Raw genomic sequence first — 26,406 nt, forward strand, 5'->3', positions numbered from 1 at the left:
AGCCTATTGTGCTTAATGAAGCCTTGCGGGACACGTGGCCCGAGGTGCGTTTCGTGCTCGCAGCTGCATGCATGAGATGCTGGCAATAGTGATCAGGGGGCGCTAGCAAGCGCTGGATGGATAAATGGGAATGCACTCTCCAGTGGTTGTTGCCGAGGCAGCGGACCAGTCAGATGGGAATCATGCTCGGATGAGTGGGCCAAAGATCCTGCTCGTCATTGGCGGCGGCATTGCGGCGTATAAGTCGTGCGAGCTGGTGCGTTTGATTCGCAAGGCTGGCGGCGATGTCACTTGCGTGATTACTGAGGGCGGCCAGCAATTTGTGACGCCGATGGCGCTTGCCGCGCTCAGCGAGAACAAAGTCTATACTTCGCTGTTTGATCTCAAGGATGAGGTCGAGATGGGCCATATCCAGCTTTCGCGTGAAGCCGATCTAGTGGTGGTGTGCCCTGCAACAGCTGATCTTATGGCCAAAATGGCCGCTGGCATTGCCGATGATCTCGCAACCACTCTGGTGCTTGCGACCGATAAGCCTGTTCTCACTGTGCCAGCCATGAATGTGCGCATGTGGGAGCATGAAGCAACGCAGCGCAATGCGGAGTGGCTGCGGCAAGCCGGCGTGCAGGTGATGGACCCGGACGAAGGCGCAATGGCGTGCGGCGAGTTTGGCCCAGGCCGCTTGCCTGAACCGCCAGTTATCCTCGGCGCAATTGCTGAAGCGCTGGATATGGAAATCGACCTGCCGGAGCTGCCCGCGCCTGCTCAGCGGGTGATTGATGCGCCGGTTGAGGCAGGAGCCGAGACAAAAGTAGCAGAGCCGGAAGAAGAATACGCCGAAGAAGAATACGAGGAAGAAGAGACTAAGGGTGGCGGCCTTGGCGGATTGCTGTCTTCCATCATCTCGCGTTCCACCACGAAACGCTCGCATGACGAGATTGAGGAAGAGCTCGACAATCTCCCCGATCTCGATCCGGCTGAAGCGGAAGAATTCCTTGATCTGCCGCGCGATGATGAAGGCGAGCTGATTGAGGGCGAATTGCCCGAGCCAAGTCTTGGCGGGCCATTGTTGGCGACGAAAGGCAAAGCGTCTTCCGCGCCGCCGACGGACCCTGAGGCGATCAATCATGAGGTTGCGAAGAAGAACGCTAAGGCAATGCCTCAGCCGATCGAAGGCGATACGCATAGCATTTCGGTCGCTGCGCCGGGCGAGCAAGATCCGCTTGCCGGACAGCCTGAGTTTGACCCCGATCCTGAGCATCGCCCGCTTTACGGCAAGCATGTTCTGGTCACCGCAGGCCCAACTTGGGAGCCGATTGATCCGGTGCGCTACATTGCGAACCGTTCAAGCGGGAAACAAGGCTTTGCGATTGCGGCCATGGCAGCGTCTGCGGGTGCCCGAGTAACACTAGTCGCGGGACCAGTGCATCTTGATACGCCGGTTGGGGTTGACCGGGTTGATGTGGAAAGCGCTCGGGAAATGGCTAAGGCCGTCAAGAAAGCGATGCCGGCTGATGCGGCATTTATGGTTGCAGCGGTCGCCGATTGGCGGACGCGCGACGTCTCGGCTGAGAAGATGAAAAAGCGCGGCTCTGCCCCGCCAGCTCTGATCCTTGAAGAGAACCCCGATATTCTCGCTAGCATCGCATCGGGCAAGAACCGTCCGCAGCTGCTGATTGGTTTTGCGGCGGAGACCGAGAACCTGCTCGATAACGCCAAGAACAAGCGCAAGCGTAAAGGCGCAGATTGGATCATCGCCAATAATGTCACCGACACGGGCGATGGCGGCGTGATGGGCGGCGATATGAACGAGGTTCATGTCGTCACGAGCGAAGGCGTTCAGAAACTGAAAGAAATGCCGAAGGAAGATGTCGCGCGTGAGCTGGTGAAGCTAGCGGCGGAAACTTTGGCCGAGGGGGAAGATGATGACTGAATACATTCCGGTCGATCCGGTTAGTGTTCAGATCAAACGCCTGCCAAATGGCGCCGGGCTTGATATGCCAGCCTATGCGACGCGCGGGTCGGCCGGCATGGATGTGATCGCAGCAGAAGCTGTGGCGCTTGCTCCTGGAGAGCGGCATGCAGTCGCAACCGGCTTTGCAATGGCCATTCCCGACGGGTTCGAGATTCAGGTGCGCCCGCGCTCTGGCCTCGCGCTCAAACATGCAGTGACGGTACCGAACACGCCGGGCACAATCGATTCGGATTATCGCGGCGAGCTCAAAGTCATTATGATCAATCATGGGAAAAGCAGCTTTGCGATTGAGCGCGGCGATCGGATTGCGCAATTGGTCCTTGCCCCGGTCGTTCAGGCGGCATGGACCGAAGTCGATGAACTTGATGAGACCGAGCGCGGAGCGGGGGGCTTCGGCTCAACCGGCGGGCATGCGAAATTGGTCTGAGCTGACGGCTCTTCAGATTCAAAACTAGCCAGAAACAAAAAAGGCGGCCTCGCAAGACCGCCTCTCTCATAATTTCACAGAGTTTCCGCCGATCAGTCGATCCGGCGAACCTTGGTCTTTTCCGGCGCGATTGAGATCCGCAATGTCTCACCAGAATTGCCGGGGAAGTCAGTAAACATCGCCTCGACCAGATTGGGCACGAGATGCTGCAACCGGTTAGAGCGCGACAGGGCCTCCGCCTTGCCTTCAAACAGGCGCTCGCCGCTAGCGGTGCGATCAATCTTCATATCGATGCCGCTGGTGAACACGGTGTAGCTGCGCACTTCCGGGCCGCCGAACCATGGATCATAAAAGCCGTAGCCCCAAGCGCGACCAAACCCGCGCCCGAAGCCGTGGCGGTGAAACCCTCGGCCATAGCCAAGGCGCGAGCGATAAAAGCCGCGGCGGTGGAAGCCATACCATGGACTGAAAAAGGGGTCGCCAAAGCCGGCGCCATATCCGCCAGTGGTGCGCACGCGCTCGCGGCCCTTGTCCACGCCATAGTCAAAGCGCACCAGCAGTGTCGCATCTTCCGGCGATGCGGCTTGTGTATAGCCAAGCCGCTCCATCTGCGCTTCTACCAGATCGGCATATTGCGAAAACTCAAGCCCGCCAGCCAGTTTCGGATCATCTGCAACAACAGCAAAGCTCTCGCCCGTCGGCGCGGGGAGCTCTGATTGAAAACGCGATACGTCAGCCTTAAACGGGGTGGCGCAAGCCGCGAGGCCCGCGAGCAGAATGGGCACAGAAGCAAGTTTGAGCGATTTGCCCCAAGCTTTTTTGCTTGTAGTCATAATCAGTCCTTTCAGTCTCTCTCGCCGGACACGACCAATCCGGACAGGTACAGTCCTGCTGTCCTCCCCTGCAAAACCGAGCTTTGACCTCTAGACTACACCCAATGAACCAAATTTGAATGGTCTCGCATCAAAGTTTACAAAGTGTAGGCGTGATAGCTGCCCTGACATGCGTTCCAAGGCACTGATATAGCTCTGCTTTAGCCTCTGATTAGCCCCAAAGCATCATATGTTGCGGCCAGCGTGGGTGCAGCCAATTCTCGCCCCTTGGCCCCGCCGCGTGCGAGAATCGCATCCAGTGCCTCGCGATCTTCCATCAGCTGAGAAAAGCGCTCAGTGATCGGTTTGAGAGTTTCAACCATAAGCTCTGCGAGCGCTGGCTTGAATGCCCCAAAACCTTGGCCGCCGAAATCCGCCAGCACATCATCAACACTGCAGTCCTTCAAAGCCGCATAAATCGTTACGAGATTAAGCGCCTCAGGGCGTCCCGCCAATCCTGCCGTTTCGCTTGGCAGAGCTTCGGGATCTGTCTTGGCCTTCTTCACTTTCGCCAGCACCGTGTCAGCGTCGTCCGACAAGTTTATCCGGCTCCGTTCGGAAGGATCAGATTTGCTCATTTTCGCCATGCCATCGCGCAGGCTCATGATTCGTGCGGCCATCGGCGGGATGAATGGCTCAGGCAGGGTGAACAGTGGCTCGTCCTCAGATGCGAAGTCTGTGTTGAACTTTTGCGCAATGTCGCGAGCAAGCTCGAGATGTTGTTTTTGATCCTCGCCCACCGGTACATGGGTGGCTTGGTAGAGCAACACGTCGGCGGCTTGCAGCACGGGGTAAGTGAACAGCGCGACGCTGGCTCCCTCGCGGTTCTTGCCCGCTTTGTCTTTCCACTGCGTCATGCGGTTGAGCCACCCCATGCGGGCGGTGCTGTTCAGCAGCCACTGCATTTCCGTGTGCGCAGGGATTTGCGCCTGATTAAACAGGATTGAGCGATCCGGATCTATCCCGCACGCTACCAGAGCCGCCGTCATCTCCAACGTGCCTTGGCGCAGCTCAGCGGGATCGTGCGGCTGAGAGATTGCATGCAGATCAGCGAGGAAGAACAGGCACTCTGAACCCTCATCAATCTCATCCTGCATTTTTACCCAATTGCGAATCGCGCCCAGATAATTGCCAAGATGCAGATTGCCCGTGGGCTGAATACCGGAGACGACACGCATGATTTAGGAAGCTTTCTTTGTAAATGAGGCAATGCGCTGGCGATCAATCGCGCCGGTCGCAAAGGCAATTCCGAAATAGACGATGGCGGCAGCCGCGACCAGCGCAATGAGAGCGCCGAGGCGCGCAAACAAGCCAGCATTGAACCACCCGGTTAGCATGCCTTGCGCATAGAACAAGGCGGCGCCCATCGCTGCGGCGGCGAGGGCTTGGCGCATCAGCCTGAGGATCAGTGCGCCGGGCACGCGATAATGCCCGCGCGCACCAAGTACGATCAGCAGGAACGTGACATTGATCCACGCGCTTATGACGCTCGCATAGGCAACACCGATCACGCCGAATCGGCCAAGAAAGGCGATGTTAAAGCCGATGAATACGGCCAGCGAGATGAAGGCGGCGACTACTGGTGTTTTGGTGTCCGCGCGGGCATAAAAATTGGGCACCAGCACTTTGATCAGCACATAGGCAGGCAGGCCGAGCACGAGCGCGGCGAGCACTTGGCCGGTTATCGCGGCATCAGACAGATCGAACCGACCGCCCTGAAAAATCATCGTGACGAACGGCTCGGCGCATATCGCCAGTGCCACCGCAGCAGGAATGGTGAGCAGCATTGAAAGCTCAATCGCGTCTGACTGGAGGCGGGAGGCGCTGGTCTGATCACCGCTGCCGACAAATTTTGACAAATTGGGCAGTATCGCAGTGGCCAGAGCAATGCCGATGATGCCCAGCGGCAATTGGTTCAGCCGGTCCGCATAATTCATGTAGCTGACCGAGCCATCATCGAGCTGATTGAGAAAATAGAGCTGGACCAGCGTATTGATCTGATACGCGCCGCCGCCAATCGCCGCAGGCAGCGCAATGATCGAGAGGCGTTTTACCTCAGGCGTAATGCGCGGCCACAAAAGCTTGGGACGAAAGCCCTCAACCCGCGTCCAGTAGTAGAGCCATGCGAGCTGCATCACGCCCGCGCCGGTCACCGCCCAGGCGATGCCATAAGCGATCTGCTCCACGCCCGCGCCGGTATTGCTGGCCAACCATTCCCCGGTCAGCAGCGCGGCAATCAGCACCAGATTGAGGATGATTGGAAAGCTTGCCCCCGGCGCAAATCGCGATACCGAATTGAGCATGCCGGTGAACAGCGTCACCAGACTGACAAGGATGATGTAGGGGAACATGATCCGCGCGAAATCTACCGCTAGCGGATAGGTTTCGGGATCAACCGGTTTTTCCGAGAGTAGCCAGATTACTACAGGCATGGCGATCTCAAACACCGCCACAAGCGCGATCAGCACCGGCAGAAACACGCTCAGCACATCGGCGCTGAAACTGCGGGCTTCTTCGAGGCCCTTTTCTGGGTCGTCATGCCCGTGCAATCGCTTAGAAAACATCGGCACGAAGGCCGCTGAAAACGCGCCTTCTGCAAAGAGTCGGCGGAATACATTGGGAATGATGAACGCCTGAAACCAAGCATCTGTCACGGCGCTGGCGCCGAGGACGCGCGAGAAAATCATTTCCCGCGCCATCCCGGCAATGCGGCTGAGCATTGTCAGCCCGCCAATTGTGCCAACATTCTTAAGCAGGCTCATAGTCGAGCCATCCCGTTACCGCCCTCAGGCGTTGCCCGAATCTGGGCCAGCAGGGGCAGCCGCGCCGCCAGCTTGCTGTTCCTGCGCGACTTGAGCAATACGCTGCTGATAAAGCGCGCCGAAGTCGACTGGATCCATGATAAACGGCGGGAAGCCTGCATCGCGGGTCGCATCAGCAATCACACGGCGCGCAAATGGGAAAAGCAAGCGCGGCGCCTCGGCATAGAGGAAAGCATGCGTTTGATCTTCAGGCACATTGCGAATGCCCGCAAGTGCGCCGTACGATAGTTCGATCAGATAAAACTTACCTTTTTCGCCCGATGCTGTGACGACCACTTTGAGTTCAATCTCATGGATCTCGTCATTGACCTTGTTGGCGCCAATGTTGAGCTGGAGGTCGATTTGCGGCTGGTCAGTCCATTGATAGACGTCTGGCGCATTTGGGTTCTCAACTGAGAGGTCGCGCACATACTGAGCGATGATTCCCGCAGATGGCTGCGTATCAGCGCCATTTGCGCCCGCCGCTGGGTCAGGGTTGAGGTCTGTCAGAACGCCGTCTTCTTCGGCCATAATTAATGTACTTTCTTTAAGTTGAGCCCAAATGACATGCGAAACGGGCCAGATGGCGCGTTCCTCGCAATAAACGCTCGCGCCGCCTAGCAGGTGCTTGTGCGCGCGGCAACATTGTGGGCGATTGCGCGCGGATGCGGTAAGCCGGTGGTTACTTTCGTTCGGTAATGGTTCAGTTGCGCGTTGCTCATTTGTATTTTGTGCCTATCTAGGGCAGGAAAGCATTTGGTTTTGTGGGATGCGAATGGTCGCACCACAGTGAATTTTTAAGCGTAGGTGTTTGAAGTGATTTTCGAAATCGTCATCCTCGCCATGGTTGCGGCTTTTCTTGGTCTGCGCCTCTATTCTGTTCTTGGCCGCCGGGCTGAGCATGAGGAAGAAGTTATCCCGCAGCGTTTTGAGCGTCCTGATGATGCGCAGGCAGACGCTGAGCGCGGCGGTGCGCCTCCGGCGAAACCTGCTGTGGCACTGGTGCAGAACAATCTGCCAGCGGGCGTTGAAGATGGCGTGCGCGCTATTGCTGCGGCCGATTCGCGCTTTGACCTGCTCCCATTCCTTGAAGGGGCAAAGGGCGCGTATGGTCTAATTCTTGGGGCCTTCTGGGAAGGCGACAAAGAAACCCTTCGCGAGCTGTGTGACGATGATGTTTATGAGAGCTTTGCTGGCGCGATTGACGCGCGCAATGAAGCTGGTGAGCAGCTCGACAACACGTTGATCCGCATTGAAGACGCGACTGTCAAATTTGCAGAGCTTGATGGACGTGTTGCACGAATTTCTGTGCTTTTCGTCTCAGACATCGCGGCGGTAACGCGCGATAAGGACGGGGCGGTAATCGCCGGCTCGCTGGATGATGCCGTTGAGAGCCGCGACGTGTGGACGTTCATGCGCAATGTTGACGCAGCTGGTCCTAACTGGACGCTCGATGAAACTGACCAAGATTAATCGACGGGGCTGGCAGACACCAAACAAATAGTTCTTAGCAAGCGAATTGGGTTAGTATGCGAGCACTCCTTACCCTTTTCGGCGCTTTGGCCCTCACTGGCTGCGCCGGCATTATTCCGCCGGGCTCAGGGCCGCCAGTATCTGCTCCGCCAAGCGGGTCTCCGATTGCGCAGCCCTCGCCTAGCATATCTCCTGCCGCGCCTGCCCCCACTAGCGCCCTTATGGCGGGTGTTCAGGAGGGGCCTTACGTATCTGGCCTTGGTTACTCGCAGCAAGATGCGGAGGCCGCGCTTAGGTCATTTATCGCAACCTGCCCGTCGCTGCTCAAACGCGAAGACATAAGCGGGCTGACCCGGCCATCAGATTGGGAGCAAGCGTGCGAGGCCGCACCTCGCAATCCCGGCACGGCGGATACTTTCTTCGCTGCCTATTTCGAGACTGCTATCGTTGGCTCGGGTGAGGCGTTCGCAACCGGCTATTTTGAGCCAGAAATCCTCGGTAGTCGGACGCGGCGTCCTGGATACGATGTCCCGGTTTATCGAATGCCCCCAGACCTCGAACGCGCGTGGCCTGATGATGTGCCGCCAAGCGAGCGCGACGGTCGCCCTCCGCTGGGCCGGACTGATGCGAGCGGCAATCACGTGCCATATTATGAGCGCTCTGAGATAGAGGCAGGCGCGCTGGCGGGGCGCGATCTTGAAATCGCTTGGGCGGCTGACCCTATTGAGTTCTTCTTCCTGCAAATTCAGGGCTCGGGCCTGCTGCGCTTGCCCGATGGCTCGCTCATGCGGATCGGCTATGCGGGGCAAAACGGACGCGAATATGTCGGCATTGGCCGAGTAATGCGTGAGCGCGGACTGATCGGCGATGGTCCGGGGCAATATGCCGGATCGATGCAGGGCATCGTCCAATATCTGCGCGACAATCCGCAAGATGGCGCTGACCTGATGCGGCTCAACAAAAGCTGGATATTCTTCCGAGAACTCGACACTGACGGCCCCCTTGGCTCGCTCGGTGTGCCCGTTCGCCGCGAAAGTTCTGTCGCGGTCGACCCGCGCTTTGTGCCTTATGGCGCGCCGGTCTGGCTCGACCTTGACCGCGACGTGGCCGATGGGTTGTGGATCGCGCAGGATACAGGCGGCGCGATCAAAGGCGCTAACCGCTTCGACACTTTCTGGGGAAATGGCGGCGATGCACGCGAGATCGCCGGCGGAATGAGCGGGCGAGGGCAGGCGTTGATTTTGCTCCCACGCGGCACTTTGAAGCGCCTTCGCAGCCGCAGCGACCAGCAATGAGCGCGCCGCGCGGCCTGAGCGCTGAGGAGGCTGCCATCTGGGCGAAGGTCGCTGAGACGGTGACCCCGCTCGAGCATGTTCCGAGCAAAGCGAAGGCCGTTAATCCGGCGCCGTTGATGAGCGGCAAGCCGCGCGAGCCGGTCACCGCGCCGCGCAAAACTCCGCCTTCTTCGCTTCGATCTATGCCGCGCGCAGTGGTCCCTGCGCCCACGAATGTACCGCTCAGCGGTGCGCCAAGCGGCAATCTCGATTCGCATTGGGAGCGCAAGGTCAAGTCTGGCCGGATGGAGCCCGACTTCACGCTCGATTTGCATGGGGCGGGCCTTGATGCTGCTCACAAACGCTTGATGCGCGGTGTCGCGCAGGCGCGCGCAATGGGCGCGCGGGTGATGCTGGTGATTGCCGGTAAGCCGCGCCCTGCTGACCCTGCCGATCGCGGTGCGCGGCGCGGCGCTATTCGGGCAAAATTGCTCGATTGGCTAGCGGCTAGCGAACATGCCGACGCGGTGTCAGCTGTGCGGAAGGCGCATCGCAGCCATGGCGGCGAAGGCGCGCTTTATCTGGTGCTGCGCCGCGAGCGCTGAGCCTTCCAAACGCTACCCCAAAACAAAAGAAGAGCCCCCGACATTTCTGCCGGGGGCTCTCTGCGACCCTTGGGGGTCGTGTAACTTAGCTGTGATATTTGGCGTGGCTCAGATCAAAACGATCTGCGTCCATCACCTTGGTCCATGCTGAGATGAAGGTGTCGACAAACAGCTGCTCATTGCCGCTTTCGGCGAAGACTTCTGCTTGCGCGCGGAGCATCGAGTTCGCGCCGAAGATCAGGTCAGCGCGAGTGGCGCGGTACTTTTCAGCACCGGTCTTGCGGTCAACACCGACATATTCCTCTTCTTCGCTGCCATCGACCGGAGCCCATTTGTTGTTCATGTCGAGCAGGTTGACGAAGAAGTCAGTGCTCAGCGTGCCAGCCCGGTCAGTGAAGACACCGTGACCGGTGTTTCCGCTGACTGCGCCCAGTGCCCGCATGCCGCCGACCAGAGCGGTCATCTCAGGTACGGACAGGCCGAGCAGATGCGCCTTATCGAGCAGCAGATCCTCGGTCTTCACCGAAGCCTTATTGCGCAGATAGTTACGGAAGCCATCAGCGAACGGCTCAAGCGGCTCAAAGCTTTCCGCATCGGTTTGTGCTTCGCTGGCATCGCCGCGGCCCGTGGTCACGCCAACGCTGACGTTAAAGCCGCCGTCCTTGGCCGCTTTCTCAACTGCTGCTGCGCCTGCCAGGACGATCGCATCGGCCAGCGAGATGTCGCCGCGCAGCTCGTTTAGCTTGGCGATCACCCCGCTCAGCTCTTCTGGATCATTTGCAGCCCAGCCATTTTGCGGGGCAAGAGCCACGCGAGCGCCATTGGCACCGCCGCGATGGTCTGTGTTGCGGTATGTCGAGGCCGAAGCCCATGCCGCCTTGACCAATGCGCTTACGCTCAGGCCGCTGCTCAGAACCGCTGCTTTGAAGTCGGCAACCGCACTGTCCGATGGCGTTGAACCGGCTGGAACAGGGTCCATCCAGATCAGGTCTTCGGCAGGAACTTCAGGACCCATATAGCGAACCTTCGGGCCCATATCGCGGTGGCACAGTTTGAACCATGCACGCGCGAATGCGTCATCCAGCTGCTCTGGATTTTCCAGGAAACGCTTGGAAATTTTGGCGTATTCCGGGTCCATTTTGAGCGCCATATCGGCGGTGGTCATCATGGTTGGAACCTTCTTGTTCGGGTCCCGCGCATCTGGTGCCAGATCTTCTGGATCCGGATTGATCGGCGTCCACTGCTGAGCGCCAGCTGGGCTCTTCGTGAGTTCAAAATCATATTTGAAGAGCAGGCGGAAGTAATCATGCGACCATGAAGTCGGGTTGTTCGACCATGAGCCTTCGATCCCTGACGTCGTGATGTTGCCTGCATCAATCTCGGCTTGGTCAGTCAACCAGCCGGTCGCTTGATTGTGCAGCGCTTCGCCTTCTGGCGCATCGCCGAATGTGTCAGACGGAGCTGCGCCGTGCGCCTTCCCAAAGGCGTGACCGCCAGCGGTCAGAGCGACGGTTTCTTCGTCATTCATGGCCATGCGAGCGAATGTTTCGCGCATGTCACGAGCAGATTGAAGCGGGTCAGGATTGCCGCCCGGTCCTTCTGGGTTGACGTAGATCAGGCCCATTTGAATTGCTGCAAGTGGGTTTTCGATCTCGCGACCTTCTTCTGGGACAATGCGTGTTTCAGCGCCGGTATCGACCCAGAGTTCTTCCGTGCCCCAATAGGTTGTTTCTGGCTCGAACACGTCCTTGCGTCCGCCGCCAAAGCCGAACACGGGTCCGCCCATAGATTCGATTGCAACGTTGCCAGCAAGGATGAACAGGTCTGCCCAGCTGATGTTCTTGCCGTATTTCTGTTTGATGGGCCAAAGCAGACGGCGCGCCTTGTCGAGATTGCCATTGTCAGGCCAGCTGTTGAGCGGCGCAAAGCGCTGCTGACCAGTACCGCCACCGCCGCGGCCATCGCCGGTGCGGTAGGTGCCCGCTGCGTGCCAGGTCATGCGGATGAAGAATGGGCCATAGTGCCCATAATCGGCAGGCCACCAGTCCTGGCTGTCCGTCATCAGCGCAGTCAGATCAGCTTTCAGCGCATCGTAATCGATAGAGTTGAACGCTTCGCAATAATCGAAGTCGTCGCCCATGGGGTCAGCGCCGCGGCCGCCTTGCGTGAGGATTTCGACATTGGCGCTTTCAGGCCACCAATCCTTGTTGGTGCGGCCAAGAAGTGAGCGTGTATCATTCGTATGATCAAAAGGGCAACCGCTTGCCATATCTCCGGTTACTGCATCCATGGGGTCTCTCCTTAGAGTTGAGGTGGTGACGCGAAAAATGCGCCGATCACGAGTCGTTTACCCGTCCTAAATGACGGTTTGAGGTTAATTCGTCCAATCGATTGATTGGTTGTGATTGAGTGAGTGGTTCGATTAGGGGTAGGGGCTTGCCGAAGACAGATAAGGCGACTGGTCAACACCCGATGATATTTGCTGCTTCCGAGATCGTATCAAGAGCTTCCTGCCGCATCGCCTGCTCGGTCGAAGCCTCCAGTTTCCAATTCCCCATATTCTCAAGTCCCCACGCCGCTGCATAAGCCTGCCAAAGTGCGAACCGCATCGGCTCAATCGTATGGTGTCGCTCCCACGCTTCTCGAAAACTCTGCTCGCCCGGCTTGCCGTGAAGGTACCGTAGTTCGAGACAGGTGCAAGCGACATCGAACAGCGGGTCGCCAATGGACGCATCCTCCCAATCAATTACCGCTTCGATCGCCCCCTCTTCATTCCACAGGATATTGCGCGGATAGAAATCGCAGTGGAGCAAAACAGGTTCGCCATCATAGGCGGTGTTCGTTAGCGCGCGGGCCCCTTGCATCAATTTAGACCATTCTGGATGATCGGGAATCACCTCAAGCAATTCCGGCACCGGGTCGATGATGCGCGGAAGCGGGGGCAAAGAGGCAGTGGGCACGGCGTGTATAGAAGGGAGATGCTCTGCCATGATGCTAATCCGAGCGTCCACCTGCTCTGCAGGTATCTCAGTCGAACCCTCAACGAATTCCAACAGGAGATAGGGATGGTCGAGAAGCGTTTGACTGTCATCACGCGCCAGTGGTTTGGGGACGGCCAGACCCGCTGAGTTGAGCGTGTTCAAAAGCGCAAATTCAACATCCAGATTGTGCCCATCATGAGTGACGCCGTGTTCTCGCAGAATTATGGAGCGCGTACTGCCGCCGCTTAGCGCAATGTCCAGCCGGGCGACATTTGCCGATACGCCCCCGCTCAGGACCTCAAAAGACAAAAGCCGGGCACCGGGGAAATGCGCGGCAACCATCTGATTGAGTTGGCCATATCTTGACAATTGATCCGACCCTATCCGTGCGTGCTATCCTGCCACGCTAGTTCGAGCCTACCTGCGCCCGGTGCAGCATCTTATGATCGGCCAGCACCAGCGCCATCATCGCCTCGACCACGGGCGTACCGCGAATACCCACGCATGGGTCGTGCCTGCCCTTGGTGCGGACCTGCGCCGCTTCACCATCCTTTGTGATCGAATCGACAGGTGTCAGGATCGAACTGGTGGGCTTAAATGCAACGCGGACAACCACGGGCTGTCCAGTGGATATACCGCCTGCAATTCCGCCCGCGTGGTTTGCGGCGAAGTCTGGTGAGCCATTTGCGCCTGGCGTCATGGCGTCAGCGTTTTGCTCGCCTGAGAGCCGCGCCGCACCAAAGCCGTCTCCGATTTCCACGCCTTTGACGGCATTAATGGTCATCATGCCTGCCGCAAGGTCGCTGTCGAGCTTGGCATAGACCGGTGCGCCCCATCCGGCGGGTACGCCTTCAGCCACGCATTCTACTACCGCGCCCAATGATGAGCCTGCCTTGCGGGCCTCATCAATCAGTGCAGCCCAACGCTCGGCCGCCGCCGCATCGGGGCACCAGAACGGGTTGTTGTTGATCTCGCTCGCGTCGAAGTTCGCGGGGTCGATCCCATCGCCGCCAATTTCGCTGACATAGGCTGTGAGCTTCACCTCTGGGATCGCGAGCCGCGCCACCGCCGCCGCCGCAACACGCGCCGCAGTTTCCCGCGCGCTCGACCGTCCGCCGCCGCGATAATCGCGAAAACCGTATTTCGCGTCATAGGTGTAGTCGGCATGGCCGGGACGATACGTCTTGGCGATTTCGGAATAGTCTTTGCTGCGCTGATCGGTGTTCTCGATCATCAGGCTGATCGGCGTGCCGGTCGTCTTGCCTTCGAACACGCCCGAGAGAATTTTGACGAGGTCCGCCTCTTTACGCTGCGTGGTAAACTTGTTTTGTCCCGGCTTGCGCGCGTCAAGAAACGGCTGGATCACGTCCTCGCTCAGCTCCAGCCCAGGCGGGCAGCCATCCAGCACAGCGCCCAGCGCAGGTCCATGGCTCTCGCCCCAAGTCGTAAAGCGCAGCACGCGTCCGAATGTGTTCCAGCTCATGTGGGACTCCATAAAGGAAATGACTTGGATGGGAAGCGCCAGTTCGACGCCGCAGGCGTCGCAAGGGCGACTGCCCGCCCGCAGCGACGCGATCTTTGATCGTGTGAGCGAGGATATCGCAGCACGGAGGTGCTGCGGAAAACAAAGACTCTCCTATGGCGCGGAGCCCCACTTTCCTCCACAAACACCCCATGATCGCAAAACTATCCGGCAGGCTCGATGAAGTGGGCGAGGATTGGGCCATCGTCGATGTGTCCGGCGTCGGCTATCTGGTCCATTGCTCGACCAAAACACTCGCTGCGCTGGGAGATTTGGGTGAGGCGTGCACCGTGCACACCGATTTGCAGGTGAGCGAGAATGACATGCGCCTGTTAGGCTTTGCGGAAGCCTCCGAGCGCGATTGGTTCCGCCTGCTGACGACGGTTCAGGGCGTGGGCAGTAAGGTGGCATTGGCGATACTGTCGGCACTTTCGACAGGCGAGGTGCGCGATGCCTGCGCGGGCGGCGATGCCGCGACCGTAGCGCGCGCGAATGGCGTCGGGCCAAAGCTGGCCGGGCGCATTGTCAACGAGCTGAAAGACAAGGCGGGGGCTTTGCCCGGTGGCGCGGGCGTAGGCGGAGTTGCCGGTGTGGCGGTGCCCAAAGGCGGCGCGAGCGCAGATGCGGTCAGCGCGTTGGAGAACTTGGGGTTCAAACCCGCTGTCGCTGCGCAGGCCGTTGCGCGGGCAATCGCTGAATTGGGCGAGGATGCGAGCGAGGGCGATGTGATCCGCGTCGCGCTCAAGAAAGCAGCGGGATGATGGGATGGCTGCGGAGCCCATACGGAGCATGGATGACGATGCGTTGGGTCTGGTTCGCTTTGTTGATTCTAGTTCCCCTATCGGTCGTAGTTTACTTCCATACAGGAATTGAGTGGCTCTTCGCGGTCTTCTTGATCAGTATCTTGTCTGTTGGCGCTGGAGGTAATGGCAATGGGTTTGGGGGTGGAGGCGATCCACGGGAAGTTCGCATAAGCCTTGCATGCGACGCTTTGGCTGCTTGGCTATCGCCACAGGAATGCTCTCAATGTGGCCAATCCTGTTTCGACCATTCTCCACCTTCGGGCTATGCCCCGGACAATGCGCAATACCGCTTTTGTCCGAGGCGCTCATGCGCCAACTGTGGCTACGATCTTACAATGCGGACCATCAAGGAGGGCAACACATGAAAAGTACATTGATCGCTTTGTTAGGAGTGCTCGTCGCCTCCTCGGCCTCCGCGCAGGATTTGTCCGCCTTTAAAACCGGCCCGGTGTTTGAGGGTTTCGGCCCGCATGCCCCGGTCGATGGCTTGGGTGAGGCCCCTGCGGACACAGAGTTTGCCCATGCGTTTGATGTCGCCGAGCCAGCGAAAGACGGCGGGCGCAATCGCGGGTTTGAGAGCGCGGCGCGCTTCATCAATATGCATGTCGCAAGCGGCGTGGATGAGGACAATATCCGCATCGCGGTGGTGGTGCATGGCAAGGCCTCGCTTGATTTGCTGAACAATGTTGCTTGGGCAGCCCGCCAGCCGATTGGCGAAGAGGAAGAGGCGCCCGACAATCCCTCCGGCGCAATGATCCGCGCAATGCTTGATCAAGGCGTGCGCTTTATCCTGTGTGGGCAGAGCGGCACGGCTCATGGTATTGCCGCCGATGATCTGATCCCGGGCGTTGAGACGGCGCTGTCAGCGATGACCGCGCATGCCCTGCTGCAACAGCGCGGCTATACGGTGAACCCGTTTTGACTGGGCGGATAATCTTGTTGTGGGAAGCACCGATGAGGATGGCCGGGTGATGATAGTGCTGTGGTTTGACCTCGAAGATCCGCAAGAGGGTCGTGATCAGGGTATTGCACTGGGTGTTGGGGTGACCGGTCACGATGAGAAAGACGCGCGTGATCAACTTGAGGCCGAGTATGGGGAAATTGCGATTGGCAACGTCACTGAAGTGAGCGGAATAGGGGATATCGAAGGAAAGCATGTCCGACCAAACATGGGCAATTTTCTGAAACGAGGGATCTGGTTCCCCAATCACTCAGGTGTTGCGTGACCGACCCTGACACCCCAATCCACTCGCCTGATCGGCAGCCGGACGATCCTGATGCGGCGCTGCGGCCCAAAACGCTCAAGGAGTTTATCGGGCAAGAGGGCGCACGCGAGAACCTGCGCGTCTTTATCAAGAGCGCCAAATCGCGCGGCGAGGCGATGGACCACACGCTGTTCTTTGGCCCGCCGGGGCTGGGCAAGACCACGCTCGCGCAGATTATTGCAGGCGAGCTGGGCGTTGGCTTTCGTGCGACTAGCGGCCCGGTCATTGCCAAGGCAGGCGACCTTGCCGCGCTGCTCACCAATCTCGAACCGCATGATGTGCTGTTCATTGACGAGATTCACCGCCTCAATCCCGTGGTTGAGGAAGTGCTGTATCCGGCAATGGAGGACCGCGCGCTCGACATTATCATTGGTGAGGGGCCAGCGGCGCGTAGCGTGCGGATTGATCTGCCGCCATTTACACTGGTTGGCGCGACTACAAGGCAGGGCCTGTTGACCACGCCTTTGCGCGACCGGTTTGGTATTCCAGTACGGCTGAACTTTTATACGCATGATGAGCTGGAACTGGTGGTATCGCGCGGCGCGCGGCTGCTCGGGCTCAAGATTGACAAAGACGGCGCGGGAGAGATCGCCCGCCGTTCTCGCGGAACGCCGCGTGTTGCCGGACGTTTGCTGCGCCGCGTGCGCGACTTTGCCCATGTCGCCGGTCAGGGCACCGTGACTAAGGCACTCGCTGACAGTTCGCTGACCAAGCTTGAGATCGATGCGCTCGGCCTTGATGCAATGGATCGCCGCTATCTCACCATGATCGCGGATATCTACAAGGGCGGGCCGGTCGGTGTGGAAACGCTCGCGGCCGGGCTCGCCGAGCCGCGCGATACGGTGGAGGAAGTGGTCGAGCCTTATCTGATTCAGCTCGGGCTCATTGCGCGAACGGCGCGCGGGCGCTGCCTTAATGATCGCGGGTGGGCGCATCTTGGCCTAACCCCGCCGCAAGGCAGCGCTGGCGGACAAGAGAACCTGTTCGACAAAGACGAGGGCTAGCGCGGGCGTTTAGTCCCGAGCAGAAGTGTTCGCGGCCAATTGATCGAATACGGGTGAGACCCAAGCCACCTCGGCGGTAGGCATTGCCCCCTCCAACTCCCAAACATTCTTATACCCATAGCCATAGAGGTTGATGAAGGTCGGAATGTTCAGGGCGAGCGGGGCTAGCTTTGATGCAACTGGCGCGACATTGTCCGTGAAATTATTGTTGCAATAAATGAAGATTGGGCGGTCAGCATTGTCGCCGATCACCTGTGCGAGTTTGCCTTCGGTAAAGTCGGAAAACGGCAGGTTCACCGCGCCCTTTATGTGGCCCATTTCAAACGCCGAGGCTGACCGGGTGTCGAGGATGAGCGCGCCTTCCTTGCTTGCGCGCGCGAAGAATTCCTCACGCTCCAGAAGGCGGCCTTCACGATAAGTGGCGACTTCGCGTGTCAGCTCGGAAAACCCGGCATAGTCGATTTGCGGGGCCTGTTCGGCCTGCACGGTCTGTTCTTGGGCAATCGCAGCGCCACCAAAACTGCCTAGGGCGCAGGCGATCGCGCAGCTGGCAAGTGCATGTTTGAAACCGGTCATAACTATCCTCCGCCTGCACATGTGCGAGCGCTCAGATAGATCAGTGCTGAACGAGCTTACTTTTCGTTCACGCTATTTGATGGTTGGCAGCCCTGCATCATTCCAAGCGATGATGCCGCCTTCCAAATGACGAACCGTGCCGCCCCACTCATCTGCCAGCATTATAGCCGCCCGCTCTGAGCGACCACTAGAGCGGCAATAGAGGATCACCTCGCGGGTCTCATCGCGCGGTATGGACGCCGCATCGAAGGTCTGCACTGGCGCATTGAGCGCGCCGGCGAGACGCTGTTCGGCAAATTCGGCTGGCGTGCGCACGTCGATCAAGACGACTTCGCCCGAATCGACCAGCGCGGCCAGCTCGGTAGCGGTCAGTGTTTCGACCGTGGGTGCGGCATCACGGGCGTAAGAGCTCGCGGTGCGGGTATCATTGTTGTTGACGGTGACCGAGCAGCCGGACAGCGCGAGCGCTGCACCGACGGCCAATAGTCGAAGCGCCCGCACCTTATGCCGCCAGCTTGCGCAGCACGTAATGGAGGATGCCGCCATTGCGGTAATATTCCATTTCGTTAGCGGTATCGATCCGGCACAGTGCGGTGAAGCTGGTCTTGCTGCCATCCTTGCGGGTGACTTCGATCTCAAGATCCTGCTGCGGCTCGAGGTCAGCGAGGCCTTTGATGGTGAAGCTATCATCGCCCGTCAGGCCAAGGCTTTCGCGGCCTTCGCCATCTTTGAATTGCAGCGGAAGCACACCCATGCCGACCAGGTTAGAGCGGTGAATACGCTCAAAGCTCTCAACGATCACGGCGCGCACACCCAGCAGGATTGTGCCCTTGGCCGCCCAGTCGCGCGATGAACCTGTGCCGTATTCCTTGCCGCCGATCACAACCAGCGGTGTGCCATCGGCCTTGTGCTTCATCGCGGCGTCATAGATCGCCATCTGCTCGCCATTATATGTGGTGTAGCCGCCCTCAACACCCGGGACCATTTCGTTCTTGATGCGGATGTTGGCGAAGGTGCCGCGCATCATCACTTCGTGATTGCCGCGGCGTGAGCCGTAGGAGTTGAAGTCGGCCTTAGCGACCTGATTTTGCATCAGATATTCACCGCCCGGGCTGTCTGCCTTGATCGCGCCAGCAGGCGAGATGTGGTCGGTTGTCACACTGTCGCCCAGAACCGCGAGCGGCTTGGCATCAATCACGTCAGTGATTGGAGCAGGCGTCATTTCCATGCCCTCAAAATAGGGCGGGTTGGCGACATAGGTGCTGCCCGGGCGCCATTGATAGGTGTCGGACGCCTCAACCTGAATGTTCTGCCAGTGCTCATCGCCCGCATAGACATTGGCATAGCGGGCCTCAAACATGGAGCGGTCGATATTGGCTGCGCGGTTCTCAGCGATTTCGGCGTTGGTCGGCCACAGATCGGCGAGCATCACGTCATTGCCGTCTTTGTCTTGGCCCAGCGGCGTTGTGGTGATGTCTTCAGTGACAGTGCCCTTCAGCGCATAAGCGACCACGAGCGGGGGTGATGCGAGGAAGTTAGCGCGCACGTCCTGGCTGACACGGCCTTCGAAGTTGCGGTTACCCGACAGGACTGAGGCTGCGACAATATCATTGCCGTTGATCGCCTTGCTGATCGGCGCGGCCAGCGGGCCGGAATTGCCGATGCAGGTGGTGCAGCCATAGCCGACAAGGTCAAAGCCGATTGCATCAAGGTCATCTTGCAGGCCCGACTTGACGAGGTAGTCGGTGACTACCTGGCTGCCCGGTGCGAGTGATGTTTTTACCCAAGGCTTGGGCTGCATGCCGCGCTCGTTGGCTTTCTTCGCGACCAGACCCGCCGCGATCAGCACATCAGGGTTGGATGTGTTGGTGCAGCTGGTGATCGCCGCGATCACAACGTCGCCGTCGCCAATATCGTGGTCAGTATCGGCCACATCGACGCGAACGGGCGCGTCTTTTTTATAGGTTGTCTTGAGGTCGCCATTGAACAGCTCGTCCACCTCAGGGAGGATAACCTTGTCCTGCGGGCGCTTTGGCCCGGCAAGGCTTGGCACAACGCTGCTCATGTCGAGCGAGAGCGTCTTGGTGAAGATCGGCTCATTATCGGGCTCGAACCACATGCCTTGTTCTTTGGAATAGGCTTCAACCAGTGCGATGTTTTCCTCGCTGCGGCCGGTCAAGCGCATGTAGTCCAGCGTCTTGTCGTCAATGCCGAAGAATCCGCAAGTCGCGCCATACTCAGGTGCCATATTGGCGATCGTCGCGCGATCAGCGAGAGTGAGGTTGGCGACGCCAGGGCCGTAGAATTCGACAAAGCGGCCAACCACGCCGACTTCGCGCAGCATTTGGACGCAGGTTAGCACGAGGTCAGTAGCGGTAATGCCTTCGGCCATCGCACCTTCAAGCTTGAAGCCAACAACTTCGGGGATCAGCATGGAAATCGGCTGGCCCAGCATTGCGGCTTCCGCTTCGATCCCGCCAACGCCCCAGCCGAGCACACCAAGACCGTTGATCATGGTGGTGTGGCTGTCTGTACCAACGCAGGTGTCAGGATAAGCGACGGTAGCGCCGTCCTGATCTTCGCTGGACCAAACGCCCTGGCCGATGTGCTCCAGGTTCACCTGGTGGCAAATGCCAGTGCCCGGAGGAACAGCGGAGAAATTCTTGAAGCTCTTTGAGCCCCATTTAAGGAAGTCATAACGCTCCGCATTGCGGGCATATTCCAGTTCAACATTCTTCTCGAACGCTTTGGGGTGGCCAAACTCATCGACCATTACCGAGTGGTCGATCACGAGGTTGACGGGGACTTGCGGATTGATTTTTTGCGTGTCGCCGCCGAGCTTGCTGATCGCGTCGCGCATCGCGGCAAGGTCGACCACACAAGGAACGCCGGTGAAGTCCTGCAAAAGCACGCGGGCTGGCCGGTATTGAATCTCGCTGCCGGTGACCGGGTTCTTCTGCCAATCGGCAACTGCGCGAACATGCTCTTCGCCAACAGTGAACCCTCCATCTTCAAAGCGCAGCATATTCTCCAGAAGAACTTTCAGGCTGAATGGAAGCCGCGATACGTCACCGATTTTCTCGGCCGCCTTGGCGAAGGAATAATAGGCGTAATCCTTGCCGTTTACATTGAGGGTTGAGCGTGTTCCGAGCGTGTCCTTGCCGACCTGAGTCATGCGCGATGCGTCCTTTCTGAATGGAGCCGCCTCATGTCGATTCTACAGGGCGGCAAAATATGCTCGCCACCTGCTCTTTTCGGGCCATTTGGTCAAGGGTTGGAGGCGAAAATGACAAATTGGTTTTAGATGTTACAAGCGTTTACTTGCTCCTGTCGTCTACCCGTTTATTACCCATCTCATACGAAGTTTCACGCATGAGGGACACCGCGTAAATGGGGGACACATCGGTTCAGGCCAATTTGGCTAGTTTACGCGCCGGTGTCATTGCCGCAAGCACAGCAGTGGTGGCTTGCTTTGCGGTTGCGGTGTTCCTCACACTGAATCCAGCTGAAGCACAGGCTAATACAGAGCCCTCAGTCGCATCCGCAGAGGCCCGACCATAAACAAAATTATGGCGGGCTCTGCATTTTGTCCTTTCGGACAGCAATCCAGCAGCCAATTACGATAAGTACAGCGCCTGAAACGGTGGTGATGCTGATGTTTTCGCTGAAGAAGATCCAGCCGAACAGGGCTGCCCATAAAAATCCGGTGTATTCAATGGGAACGAGCGCTTGCGCCTCTGCGCGGGCATAGGCCCATGACAGGAACAGCGCGGCGGCAATGGCGAACAATGCGCCCGCAATCAGCGTCAGCCACTCTGTACATTGCGCAGAGCCGCTCGGCAGCACCAGCAAAAATGGCGCAAAGCCCAGCAAAGTCAGGGACACGATGCTGTTTTGAAATGCGCTTACCTCGGCGGGCGAGGCGAGCAGGGCTTGCTGACGCTGGAGAATAAGGTTCCACGCATAAAGCACTGCAGAAAGCAGCAAGGCAGCAAGGCCAATTATGGCGTTCGCGCTCATTTCTGTTTGGCTGAGACGACCGCTGACAATCACCGCGACACCTGCAAGGCTCAGCAGCGCGCCGACAATCGCCTTGGGCTGGATGGCCTCGCCTAGCAAAATGGCCGCCAGATACAGCGCGATGAGCGGTGCGATAAAGGACAGCGCAATCGCTTCTGCTAAGGGTAAACGGACCAGCGCGAAAAAGAACGTCCAACCCATAAAGGCGACCACTATGCCGCGAGTGAGGTGGACTTTCAGCGCGGCCCTCTCGGGCCATTTGCGCACCCGCCACCACCACACCGGGCCAATGATGATTGCCCCGATCAGGCACCGCAGGAAGAACGCGCTGTATGCTCCCAAAGCGAGCGAGGCGCTTTTCATCACTGCATCCATCGCCGAGAAAAATGCGATACCGATGATCGTCGCGAATATAGGGCGCAGGCTGTGATTGGGTGTGGCCATTGGGTTGCCTGCATAGAACCGCAGCGGCGGGCGGCAAGCGATTTTGCCAGTTGGGTCAGGCAAGTTAATTCAGGCCATTTTATTCAGGCCATTTTATTCAGGCCATTTTATTCAGGTAAGACTCAGGCCCAAATGTGGTAACTAGCTGTGTTTTGGTATATTTATGCTCCGACGGGCGCGAAATGCCCGTCCGAGCAACTCAATCGGTGGGGTCGATGAAGGTAATTCGCTTAGCAATTCAAACGAGTGCGCTTGCTGCGCTCGCCACGTCAACCGTAGTCCTTTCGCAAGATTCCGGCCCGCAAGATCTGCTGTCTCAAACGCAGCCGGAGGTCGCCGAAGAGGCTATTGCAACCGAAGCTCAACCCGCGAGCGTTCAAGAAGCCTTTGAAGGCACGGTCTTCGCTGAGCCGGCCGAGATCGTGCAGAAAACCTACCCCCTTACGGGTGAGTGGAGCCTTGATCAGGCTGAGGAGCTTGCGAGCTTTATCGCAGCTATTGGTGCGGAAGGTCTTGATCCCGCGGATTACGGGCTTGAGAGCTTGCGTACCGCGATCAAAGCGGGCGAAGGTGAAGTGCTCAATGCGCTCGCGAGCCGAGCTTTCGTCTGGTTGGTCGAAGACCTGCGCGATGGCCGCACTCCGATGGAAGCGCGTAAACAGTGGTTCGTGGTCGATCCCGACGCTGACCGCATGCCGACCGGCAAATTGCTCGCCGAAACGCTGGCGGGCGGCGACATAACCGCCAATCTCAACGCGCTTAGTCCGGTCCACCCAGATTATGCGAAGCTCAAAGAAGCGTTGGCGCAAACTGACGATCCGGCGCGTACCAAGCTGATCCGCGCGAATATGGATCGCTGGCGCTGGTTGGCGCGCGATCTGGGACGAAAATATCTGCTCACTAATGTGCCCGAGTTTCAGCTGCGTTTGACCGTCAATGAAAAGATCATTCGCAGCTATAAAACCGTGGTGGGTAAGCCGGGTCGCAATGCGACGCCGCAGCTCGCGGAGATTGTCGAAGGCGTTGTGTTCAACCCGACCTGGACGGTGCCGCAGAGCATTGTGAAAGGCGAAGGGCTCGGCAATAAGGTGCTCAACAATCCCGTCTGGGCCAAGCGCAATGGCTACAAAGCGACCAAGGGCGCCAATGGTTGGATCACCGTCGTGCAACAGCCCGGGCCGACTAACTCGCTCGGCCTGATGAAGCTTCATATGCCCAACCGCCATGCGATTTTCCTGCATGACACGCCCTCGCGGCATTTGTTCAAGAATGCCAATCGCGCGCTGAGCCATGGCTGCATCCGTGTCGAAGGTGCGCGCACGCTCGCGATGACCATGGCGATGCTCGGCAATATGGAGACGAAGGATGATATTCCAGCGATCCAAAAAGAAGTCGAGCAGATCACTGGCAGCGGCAAATACACGCTTTATGACATCAAGAATAACTGGCCGGTGTATATCACCTATTTCACCATGGCGCAGGACATTGACGGTGAGCTGAAGACGTTCAAGGACATCTATGGCCGCGATGCTCCGGTACTGGCCGCGCTCGACAAACCGCGCCAGATCGAGCGGCTGCGTGAAACGCAAGAAGAGGTGATTGTGATTGAGGCTGATCCGCGGGCAGGTTAGCTCCTAGCTCTCTCAATGATCATGTTGCCATCCGGGCAGGCGTTGGTGCGGCTGCCTAAGATTAGGCTACACACTCATAGCTGGCGGCTAAAGGACTGATCGCCAACCGCTTTCTTCCATGTAGGCAATTAACGATCCGAGCGTATCGGATGCGAGGCGGAAACGAGTTTCGTAGCCTCCCTTCGGATGCGAGCCAACGATAACGACATTGCTTACGCCGGGGGCGCTTTCCATCACCTTTTCAAGGGCGGCGCGATCAGGCTGCGGCTCATCAATATGTATCAGGCGATGATACTGTTCCATAGCTCAGCTTTGGCAATAGGACGCACTCGCTAATAGGTCGCAAGGCTCAACCTCAATCAGATCCTTAAAACACACCAGGATTGGTACGCTGGAACGTGTTCTCTCGCGCAGGCCGCAACAGCTCAGTCTCGGTCACATGCGGCTGAGGATGCGGCGGGGTCACCACGCTGCCATCCTCGGCAAAGCCCAGGCTATCCGCAAAGAGCAAGCGTCCACCGCCCAGCTCTGTCAGCGCCATCCCGAACTGTTCAGGGCCCATGGCAAAGCAACCATTTGAACGGCCAAGCTTGCCCCAGCGCGCAATATGTTCTGGCCGGGCATATTCGGCCTTATGCATGACGATTGCGCGCGGCAGCGCCAGCGAATTGGTTTCGTCCAAACCGTCAAGGCGCATTGATGTGCCAAAACGGCCAACATACCAGCTCCGCGTCATATACGCGCCGCGGCTGGTGCAATGGCTGCCCTCGACATTGGAATAGCGGTTGAGCCAGCCATCATGGTCACGGTCAGAGCCATCGCCATGCGTCACGTGAAAGCTCTTCACCCGCTCATTCTCGACGTCGACGAAATGGAAGCGCTCCTTTGCAGAGTGCAGGCCGAAATCGGCAATCCCGACAATATCCTTGCGCCAAATGTTTGCGCCAACCCGCGCGAGCTGTTCACGCGCGGTGGCGAGCAATCGCGCATCGCGGGCAGCGGTTGAATTGACTTGAGCAGCAAGGCGCATGGGGGCGCCCACGGCAAGCGTAGCGGCAGAGGCGACAGCGCCTTTAAGAAGTTCGCGGCGTTTCATTGCCTAACGTAATAGCACAGCGTATTTGTGTAAGTCATGAACAAAGCCATCCAAATCGGTGTAATATCTCTTTTCAGCGCCAGCTCCCTCAGCCTTGCGGCGTGCGCAGCGCCCGCACGCGAAGATGCCGGAATATCGATAGAAACCACCGGAGCAACAAGTGCCAGCGCCACGGGCACCTTTGTCGTGTCCGAAGGGCTATCCCAGCCAACCCCGCCGACGCGCATCTTGGACGAGGCGGCCGCTCGGCGCCTGCTCGGCGCAAAGGGCGCGACGCTGCAATGGATTTCATGGGAACGGCGCGGGTCCGTCAACGCGCGTATGGAGGATGGCGTGCTGCGCCTGACCGCTGTGCAGAGCGAGGAGGGCGGTCCGGGAAGGCTCTATCTTGATGGCTATGTCAGCGAGATTGGCGCGGATTACTTCACCTTTGAGGGCAGGATACGCCTTGCCGATACACCGCACATAGGGCGCTTGTGCGAGCGGGACAAAAGCTGGCGTTTCGCAGTCACTCAGAACCGCCCCTACTGGCGGCTGCGCGAGTTTGAATGGTGCGATTACCTGACCGACTACGTCGATATTTATTGGTGATTTGGCGCGGGGAATCTCGCATTCACCGCCGCCATTGCCAGCATTGAGCGCGCATGTCGCTCAGCTACCGCGCGTTGATCATCGCCATATCCTCCGCCGAGCGCGCTTGCGATGGGAATGCCGCGCTGACGCGCTTCTGAGACCACAAATCGGTCGCGCTTGGCCAGCCCCTCATCGGTCAATGCCAGCCTGCCAAGCTTGTCCTGCGCGTGCGGATCAACGCCCGCTTGATAGAGCACCAAATCCGGCGCGAAATCTGTAATCAGAGCTGGCAAATGCTGCGACAGAGCCTCCATATAGCCATCATCATCCACCCCGTCGGGTAAGCCCACATCAAGGTCGGAGCGCGCCTTGCGCACCGGAAAGTTCTTTTCCGCATGAATGGAGAAAGTGAAAATGTCGCCGCGCAGCGCGGTGAGGCTCGCGGTGCCATCACCCTGATGCACATCGAGATCGATAATCAGTATGCGGCTGGCGTCACCCTCCGCAATCAAGCGGTTTGAGGCCACGGCTAGGTCATTGAACACGCAGTAACCCGCGCCGGTGTCGTGGAGGGCATGGTGGCTGCCCGCCGCACTATTTGCCGCATATCCATGCTGCTGCGCGAGCTTGGCGGCTAGCCATGTTCCGCCGTTGGTGTGACGTACGCGGCTGGCGATATGCGCGGTTACGGGAAAGCCAATGCGGCGTTCTTTTTCGCGGGGTACAGTGGCGGTGAATACCTGCTCGACATAGGCGGGATCATGCACCGCCTCCAGCCACTCACGCGGCATCGGCTCAGGCGCATGTTCGGTCATAGGCGCGCGCGCCGCCCTCAACGCCTCCATCACCAGATAGTACTTGTCGAACTTAAATGTGCCGCGTTCCGGTCGCGGGGCCATGTAATCGGCGTGATGGACGACATGGAGCATTAGATTACATCGTCATTCAGTGCTGATGGCCTGCAAGCATGCGCTTTGCGAACTTCCGGTGCTCACGTAGCGGGTCTACGCTGTGCTCCGGGTTTCGCAAAACCCACGCTTTCGGCTCACCATCATCTGAATGTCGAT

At 58.6% G+C, this 26,406-nt stretch carries 25 protein-coding genes; 11 read left to right on the forward strand and 14 right to left on the reverse strand.

The window, feature by feature from the left end; genetic code table 11:
• The first annotated feature begins 130 nt into the window (after nucleotides 1-130).
• Together ACFCXQ_RS06005 and dut are read left to right on the forward strand one after the other, a co-directional pair.
• Nucleotides 131-1,930: a bifunctional phosphopantothenoylcysteine decarboxylase/phosphopantothenate synthase gene (locus tag ACFCXQ_RS06005; RefSeq protein ID WP_425589486.1), complete on the forward strand. Its 1,800-nt coding sequence runs from the start codon at nucleotides 131-133 to the stop codon at nucleotides 1,928-1,930.
• A complete protein-coding gene (gene dut / locus ACFCXQ_RS06010) occupies nucleotides 1,920-2,399 on the forward strand; it encodes a dUTP diphosphatase (RefSeq protein WP_379554021.1) in 480 nt (159 codons plus the stop codon). Before ACFCXQ_RS06005 ends, dut begins: the two co-directional genes overlap by 11 nt.
• Before the next feature lie 92 nt (nucleotides 2,400-2,491).
• On the opposite strand, the gene ACFCXQ_RS06015 is transcribed toward dut, so the two are convergent.
• The 4 genes from ACFCXQ_RS06015 to secB form a co-directional block, all read right to left on the reverse strand.
• On the reverse strand, nucleotides 2,492-3,232 hold the full coding sequence (locus ACFCXQ_RS06015) for a DUF4136 domain-containing protein (protein WP_379554023.1): 741 nt from the start codon (nucleotides 3,230-3,232) through the stop codon (nucleotides 2,492-2,494).
• A gap of 200 nt (nucleotides 3,233-3,432) precedes the next feature.
• Complete coding sequence (trpS, locus tag ACFCXQ_RS06020; RefSeq protein ID WP_379554025.1) at nucleotides 3,433-4,449, reverse strand: tryptophan--tRNA ligase; 1,017 nt, start codon at nucleotides 4,447-4,449, stop codon at nucleotides 3,433-3,435.
• 3 nt (nucleotides 4,450-4,452) lie between these two features.
• Nucleotides 4,453-6,033, reverse strand: a complete 1,581-nt coding sequence (murJ, locus tag ACFCXQ_RS06025; RefSeq protein ID WP_379554027.1) for a murein biosynthesis integral membrane protein MurJ — start codon at nucleotides 6,031-6,033, stop codon at nucleotides 4,453-4,455.
• A 24-nt stretch (nucleotides 6,034-6,057) separates the two neighbouring features.
• The gene (secB, locus tag ACFCXQ_RS06030; protein ID WP_379554029.1) at nucleotides 6,058-6,603 is read right to left on the reverse strand and encodes a protein-export chaperone SecB; all 546 of its coding nucleotides are present in this window, start codon (nucleotides 6,601-6,603) and stop codon (nucleotides 6,058-6,060) included.
• Between the two features lie 285 nt (nucleotides 6,604-6,888).
• Here secB and ACFCXQ_RS06035 point away from each other — a divergent pair, with 285 nt between their 5' ends.
• Genes ACFCXQ_RS06035 through ACFCXQ_RS06045 form a run of 3 tightly spaced genes read left to right on the forward strand, consistent with a single transcriptional unit; the run spans nucleotide 6,889 to nucleotide 9,424 of the window.
• Nucleotides 6,889-7,545 (forward strand): Tim44/TimA family putative adaptor protein, encoded by a 657-nt coding sequence (locus ACFCXQ_RS06035; RefSeq protein WP_379554031.1) that lies wholly within the window; start codon nucleotides 6,889-6,891, stop codon nucleotides 7,543-7,545.
• A 56-nt stretch (nucleotides 7,546-7,601) separates the two neighbouring features.
• Nucleotides 7,602-8,840, forward strand: a complete 1,239-nt coding sequence (mltA, locus tag ACFCXQ_RS06040) for a murein transglycosylase A (protein ID WP_379554033.1) — start codon at nucleotides 7,602-7,604, stop codon at nucleotides 8,838-8,840.
• Nucleotides 8,837-9,424, forward strand: a complete 588-nt coding sequence (locus tag ACFCXQ_RS06045; protein WP_379554034.1) for a Smr/MutS family protein — start codon at nucleotides 8,837-8,839, stop codon at nucleotides 9,422-9,424. Before mltA ends, ACFCXQ_RS06045 begins: the two co-directional genes overlap by 4 nt.
• A gap of 85 nt (nucleotides 9,425-9,509) precedes the next feature.
• Here the strand turns inward: ACFCXQ_RS06045 and katG are convergent, their stop codons facing one another.
• The 3 genes from katG to aroC form a co-directional block, all read right to left on the reverse strand.
• Nucleotides 9,510-11,714: a catalase/peroxidase HPI gene (katG, locus tag ACFCXQ_RS06050; protein WP_379554036.1), complete on the reverse strand. Its 2,205-nt coding sequence runs from the start codon at nucleotides 11,712-11,714 to the stop codon at nucleotides 9,510-9,512.
• Between the two features lie 172 nt (nucleotides 11,715-11,886).
• Entirely contained in the window at nucleotides 11,887-12,774 is an 888-nt protein-coding gene (locus ACFCXQ_RS06055; protein ID WP_379554038.1) for a phosphotransferase family protein, read from the reverse strand.
• Between the two features lie 37 nt (nucleotides 12,775-12,811).
• Nucleotides 12,812-13,888: a chorismate synthase gene (gene aroC, locus ACFCXQ_RS06060; RefSeq protein WP_379554040.1), complete on the reverse strand. Its 1,077-nt coding sequence runs from the start codon at nucleotides 13,886-13,888 to the stop codon at nucleotides 12,812-12,814.
• A gap of 191 nt (nucleotides 13,889-14,079) precedes the next feature.
• Here aroC and ruvA point away from each other — a divergent pair, with 191 nt between their 5' ends.
• From ruvA to ruvB, 4 genes are all read left to right on the forward strand, one after another.
• Nucleotides 14,080-14,688, forward strand: coding sequence for a Holliday junction branch migration protein RuvA (gene ruvA, locus ACFCXQ_RS06065; protein WP_379554570.1), 609 nt, complete (start codon nucleotides 14,080-14,082; stop codon nucleotides 14,686-14,688).
• 403 nt (nucleotides 14,689-15,091) lie between these two features.
• Nucleotides 15,092-15,652 carry a DsrE family protein gene (locus ACFCXQ_RS06070; RefSeq protein ID WP_379554042.1) on the forward strand — a complete coding sequence of 187 codons (561 nt, stop codon included), beginning with the start codon at nucleotides 15,092-15,094 and terminating at the stop codon, nucleotides 15,650-15,652.
• Between the two features lie 19 nt (nucleotides 15,653-15,671).
• The gene (locus ACFCXQ_RS06075; RefSeq protein ID WP_379554044.1) at nucleotides 15,672-15,956 is read left to right on the forward strand and encodes a hypothetical protein; all 285 of its coding nucleotides are present in this window, start codon (nucleotides 15,672-15,674) and stop codon (nucleotides 15,954-15,956) included.
• Entirely contained in the window at nucleotides 15,953-16,999 is a 1,047-nt protein-coding gene (ruvB, locus tag ACFCXQ_RS06080) for a Holliday junction branch migration DNA helicase RuvB (protein WP_379554046.1), read from the forward strand. Before ACFCXQ_RS06075 ends, ruvB begins: the two co-directional genes overlap by 4 nt.
• A 9-nt stretch (nucleotides 17,000-17,008) precedes the next feature.
• Here the strand turns inward: ruvB and ACFCXQ_RS06085 are convergent, their stop codons facing one another.
• From ACFCXQ_RS06085 to ACFCXQ_RS06100, 4 genes are all read right to left on the reverse strand, one after another.
• Nucleotides 17,009-17,575 (reverse strand): rhodanese-like domain-containing protein, encoded by a 567-nt coding sequence (locus tag ACFCXQ_RS06085; RefSeq protein ID WP_379554048.1) that lies wholly within the window; start codon nucleotides 17,573-17,575, stop codon nucleotides 17,009-17,011.
• Nucleotides 17,576-17,647: 72 nt separating this feature from the next.
• The gene (locus tag ACFCXQ_RS06090; protein ID WP_379554050.1) at nucleotides 17,648-18,121 is read right to left on the reverse strand and encodes a rhodanese-like domain-containing protein; all 474 of its coding nucleotides are present in this window, start codon (nucleotides 18,119-18,121) and stop codon (nucleotides 17,648-17,650) included.
• Nucleotides 18,078-20,750, reverse strand: a complete 2,673-nt coding sequence (gene acnA / locus ACFCXQ_RS06095) for an aconitate hydratase AcnA (protein ID WP_379554052.1) — start codon at nucleotides 20,748-20,750, stop codon at nucleotides 18,078-18,080. Before acnA ends, ACFCXQ_RS06090 begins: the two co-directional genes overlap by 44 nt.
• 392 nt (nucleotides 20,751-21,142) lie before the next feature.
• Complete coding sequence (locus tag ACFCXQ_RS06100; RefSeq protein WP_379554054.1) at nucleotides 21,143-22,039, reverse strand: DMT family transporter; 897 nt, start codon at nucleotides 22,037-22,039, stop codon at nucleotides 21,143-21,145.
• Between the two features lie 215 nt (nucleotides 22,040-22,254).
• Here ACFCXQ_RS06100 and ACFCXQ_RS06105 point away from each other — a divergent pair, with 215 nt between their 5' ends.
• On the forward strand, nucleotides 22,255-23,670 hold the full coding sequence (locus ACFCXQ_RS06105) for a L,D-transpeptidase family protein (protein ID WP_379554056.1): 1,416 nt from the start codon (nucleotides 22,255-22,257) through the stop codon (nucleotides 23,668-23,670).
• A gap of 87 nt (nucleotides 23,671-23,757) precedes the next feature.
• Here ACFCXQ_RS06105 and ACFCXQ_RS06110 read toward each other — a convergent pair whose 3' ends face one another.
• Nucleotides 23,758-23,973 (reverse strand): hypothetical protein, encoded by a 216-nt coding sequence (locus ACFCXQ_RS06110; RefSeq protein WP_379554058.1) that lies wholly within the window; start codon nucleotides 23,971-23,973, stop codon nucleotides 23,758-23,760.
• Nucleotides 23,974-24,037: 64 nt separating this feature from the next.
• The gene (locus ACFCXQ_RS06115; protein WP_379554060.1) at nucleotides 24,038-24,766 is read right to left on the reverse strand and encodes a murein L,D-transpeptidase catalytic domain-containing protein; all 729 of its coding nucleotides are present in this window, start codon (nucleotides 24,764-24,766) and stop codon (nucleotides 24,038-24,040) included.
• Nucleotides 24,767-24,802: 36 nt separating this feature from the next.
• On the opposite strand from ACFCXQ_RS06115, the gene ACFCXQ_RS06120 reads away from it, so the two are divergent.
• Nucleotides 24,803-25,357, forward strand: coding sequence for a hypothetical protein (locus ACFCXQ_RS06120; RefSeq protein WP_379554062.1), 555 nt, complete (start codon nucleotides 24,803-24,805; stop codon nucleotides 25,355-25,357).
• On the opposite strand, the gene ACFCXQ_RS06125 is transcribed toward ACFCXQ_RS06120, so the two are convergent.
• Entirely contained in the window at nucleotides 25,348-26,268 is a 921-nt protein-coding gene (locus tag ACFCXQ_RS06125; RefSeq protein WP_379554063.1) for a histone deacetylase family protein, read from the reverse strand. The two genes, ACFCXQ_RS06120 and ACFCXQ_RS06125, sit on opposite strands and share 10 nt — an antisense overlap.
• Between the last annotated feature and the right edge of the window lie 138 nt (nucleotides 26,269-26,406).

The organism is Qipengyuania rhodophyticola (genome assembly GCF_042493225.1).
Taxonomy (GTDB): Bacteria; Pseudomonadota; Alphaproteobacteria; order Sphingomonadales; family Sphingomonadaceae; genus Erythrobacter.

Coding starts and splice junctions, on each gene's coding strand:
- aroC (WP_379554040.1), bottom strand. CDS start 13,888: ATGAGCTGGAACACATTCGGACGCGTGCTGCGCTTTACGACTTGGGGC.
- ACFCXQ_RS06085 (WP_379554048.1), bottom strand. CDS start 17,575: ATGACCGGTTTCAAACATGCACTTGCCAGCTGCGCGATCGCCTGCGCC.
- katG (WP_379554036.1), bottom strand. CDS start 11,714: ATGGATGCAGTAACCGGAGATATGGCAAGCGGTTGCCCTTTTGATCAT.
- mltA (WP_379554033.1), top strand. CDS start 7,602: ATGCGAGCACTCCTTACCCTTTTCGGCGCTTTGGCCCTCACTGGCTGC.
- ruvA (WP_379554570.1), top strand. CDS start 14,080: ATGATCGCAAAACTATCCGGCAGGCTCGATGAAGTGGGCGAGGATTGG.
- ACFCXQ_RS06015 (WP_379554023.1), bottom strand. CDS start 3,232: ATGACTACAAGCAAAAAAGCTTGGGGCAAATCGCTCAAACTTGCTTCT.
- ACFCXQ_RS06105 (WP_379554056.1), top strand. CDS start 22,255: ATGAAGGTAATTCGCTTAGCAATTCAAACGAGTGCGCTTGCTGCGCTC.
- acnA (WP_379554052.1), bottom strand. CDS start 20,750: ATGACTCAGGTCGGCAAGGACACGCTCGGAACACGCTCAACCCTCAAT.
- ACFCXQ_RS06115 (WP_379554060.1), bottom strand. CDS start 24,766: ATGAAACGCCGCGAACTTCTTAAAGGCGCTGTCGCCTCTGCCGCTACG.
- ACFCXQ_RS06005 (WP_425589486.1), top strand. CDS start 131: ATGCACTCTCCAGTGGTTGTTGCCGAGGCAGCGGACCAGTCAGATGGG.
- ACFCXQ_RS06090 (WP_379554050.1), bottom strand. CDS start 18,121: ATGGCGGCATCCTCCATTACGTGCTGCGCAAGCTGGCGGCATAAGGTG.
- ACFCXQ_RS06070 (WP_379554042.1), top strand. CDS start 15,092: ATGAAAAGTACATTGATCGCTTTGTTAGGAGTGCTCGTCGCCTCCTCG.
- trpS (WP_379554025.1), bottom strand. CDS start 4,449: ATGCGTGTCGTCTCCGGTATTCAGCCCACGGGCAATCTGCATCTTGGC.
- ACFCXQ_RS06120 (WP_379554062.1), top strand. CDS start 24,803: ATGAACAAAGCCATCCAAATCGGTGTAATATCTCTTTTCAGCGCCAGC.
- ACFCXQ_RS06110 (WP_379554058.1), bottom strand. CDS start 23,973: ATGGAACAGTATCATCGCCTGATACATATTGATGAGCCGCAGCCTGAT.
- ACFCXQ_RS06045 (WP_379554034.1), top strand. CDS start 8,837: ATGAGCGCGCCGCGCGGCCTGAGCGCTGAGGAGGCTGCCATCTGGGCG.
- ACFCXQ_RS06125 (WP_379554063.1), bottom strand. CDS start 26,268: ATGCTCCATGTCGTCCATCACGCCGATTACATGGCCCCGCGACCGGAA.
- dut (WP_379554021.1), top strand. CDS start 1,920: ATGATGACTGAATACATTCCGGTCGATCCGGTTAGTGTTCAGATCAAA.
- murJ (WP_379554027.1), bottom strand. CDS start 6,033: ATGAGCCTGCTTAAGAATGTTGGCACAATTGGCGGGCTGACAATGCTC.
- secB (WP_379554029.1), bottom strand. CDS start 6,603: ATGGCCGAAGAAGACGGCGTTCTGACAGACCTCAACCCTGACCCAGCG.
- ACFCXQ_RS06100 (WP_379554054.1), bottom strand. CDS start 22,039: ATGGCCACACCCAATCACAGCCTGCGCCCTATATTCGCGACGATCATC.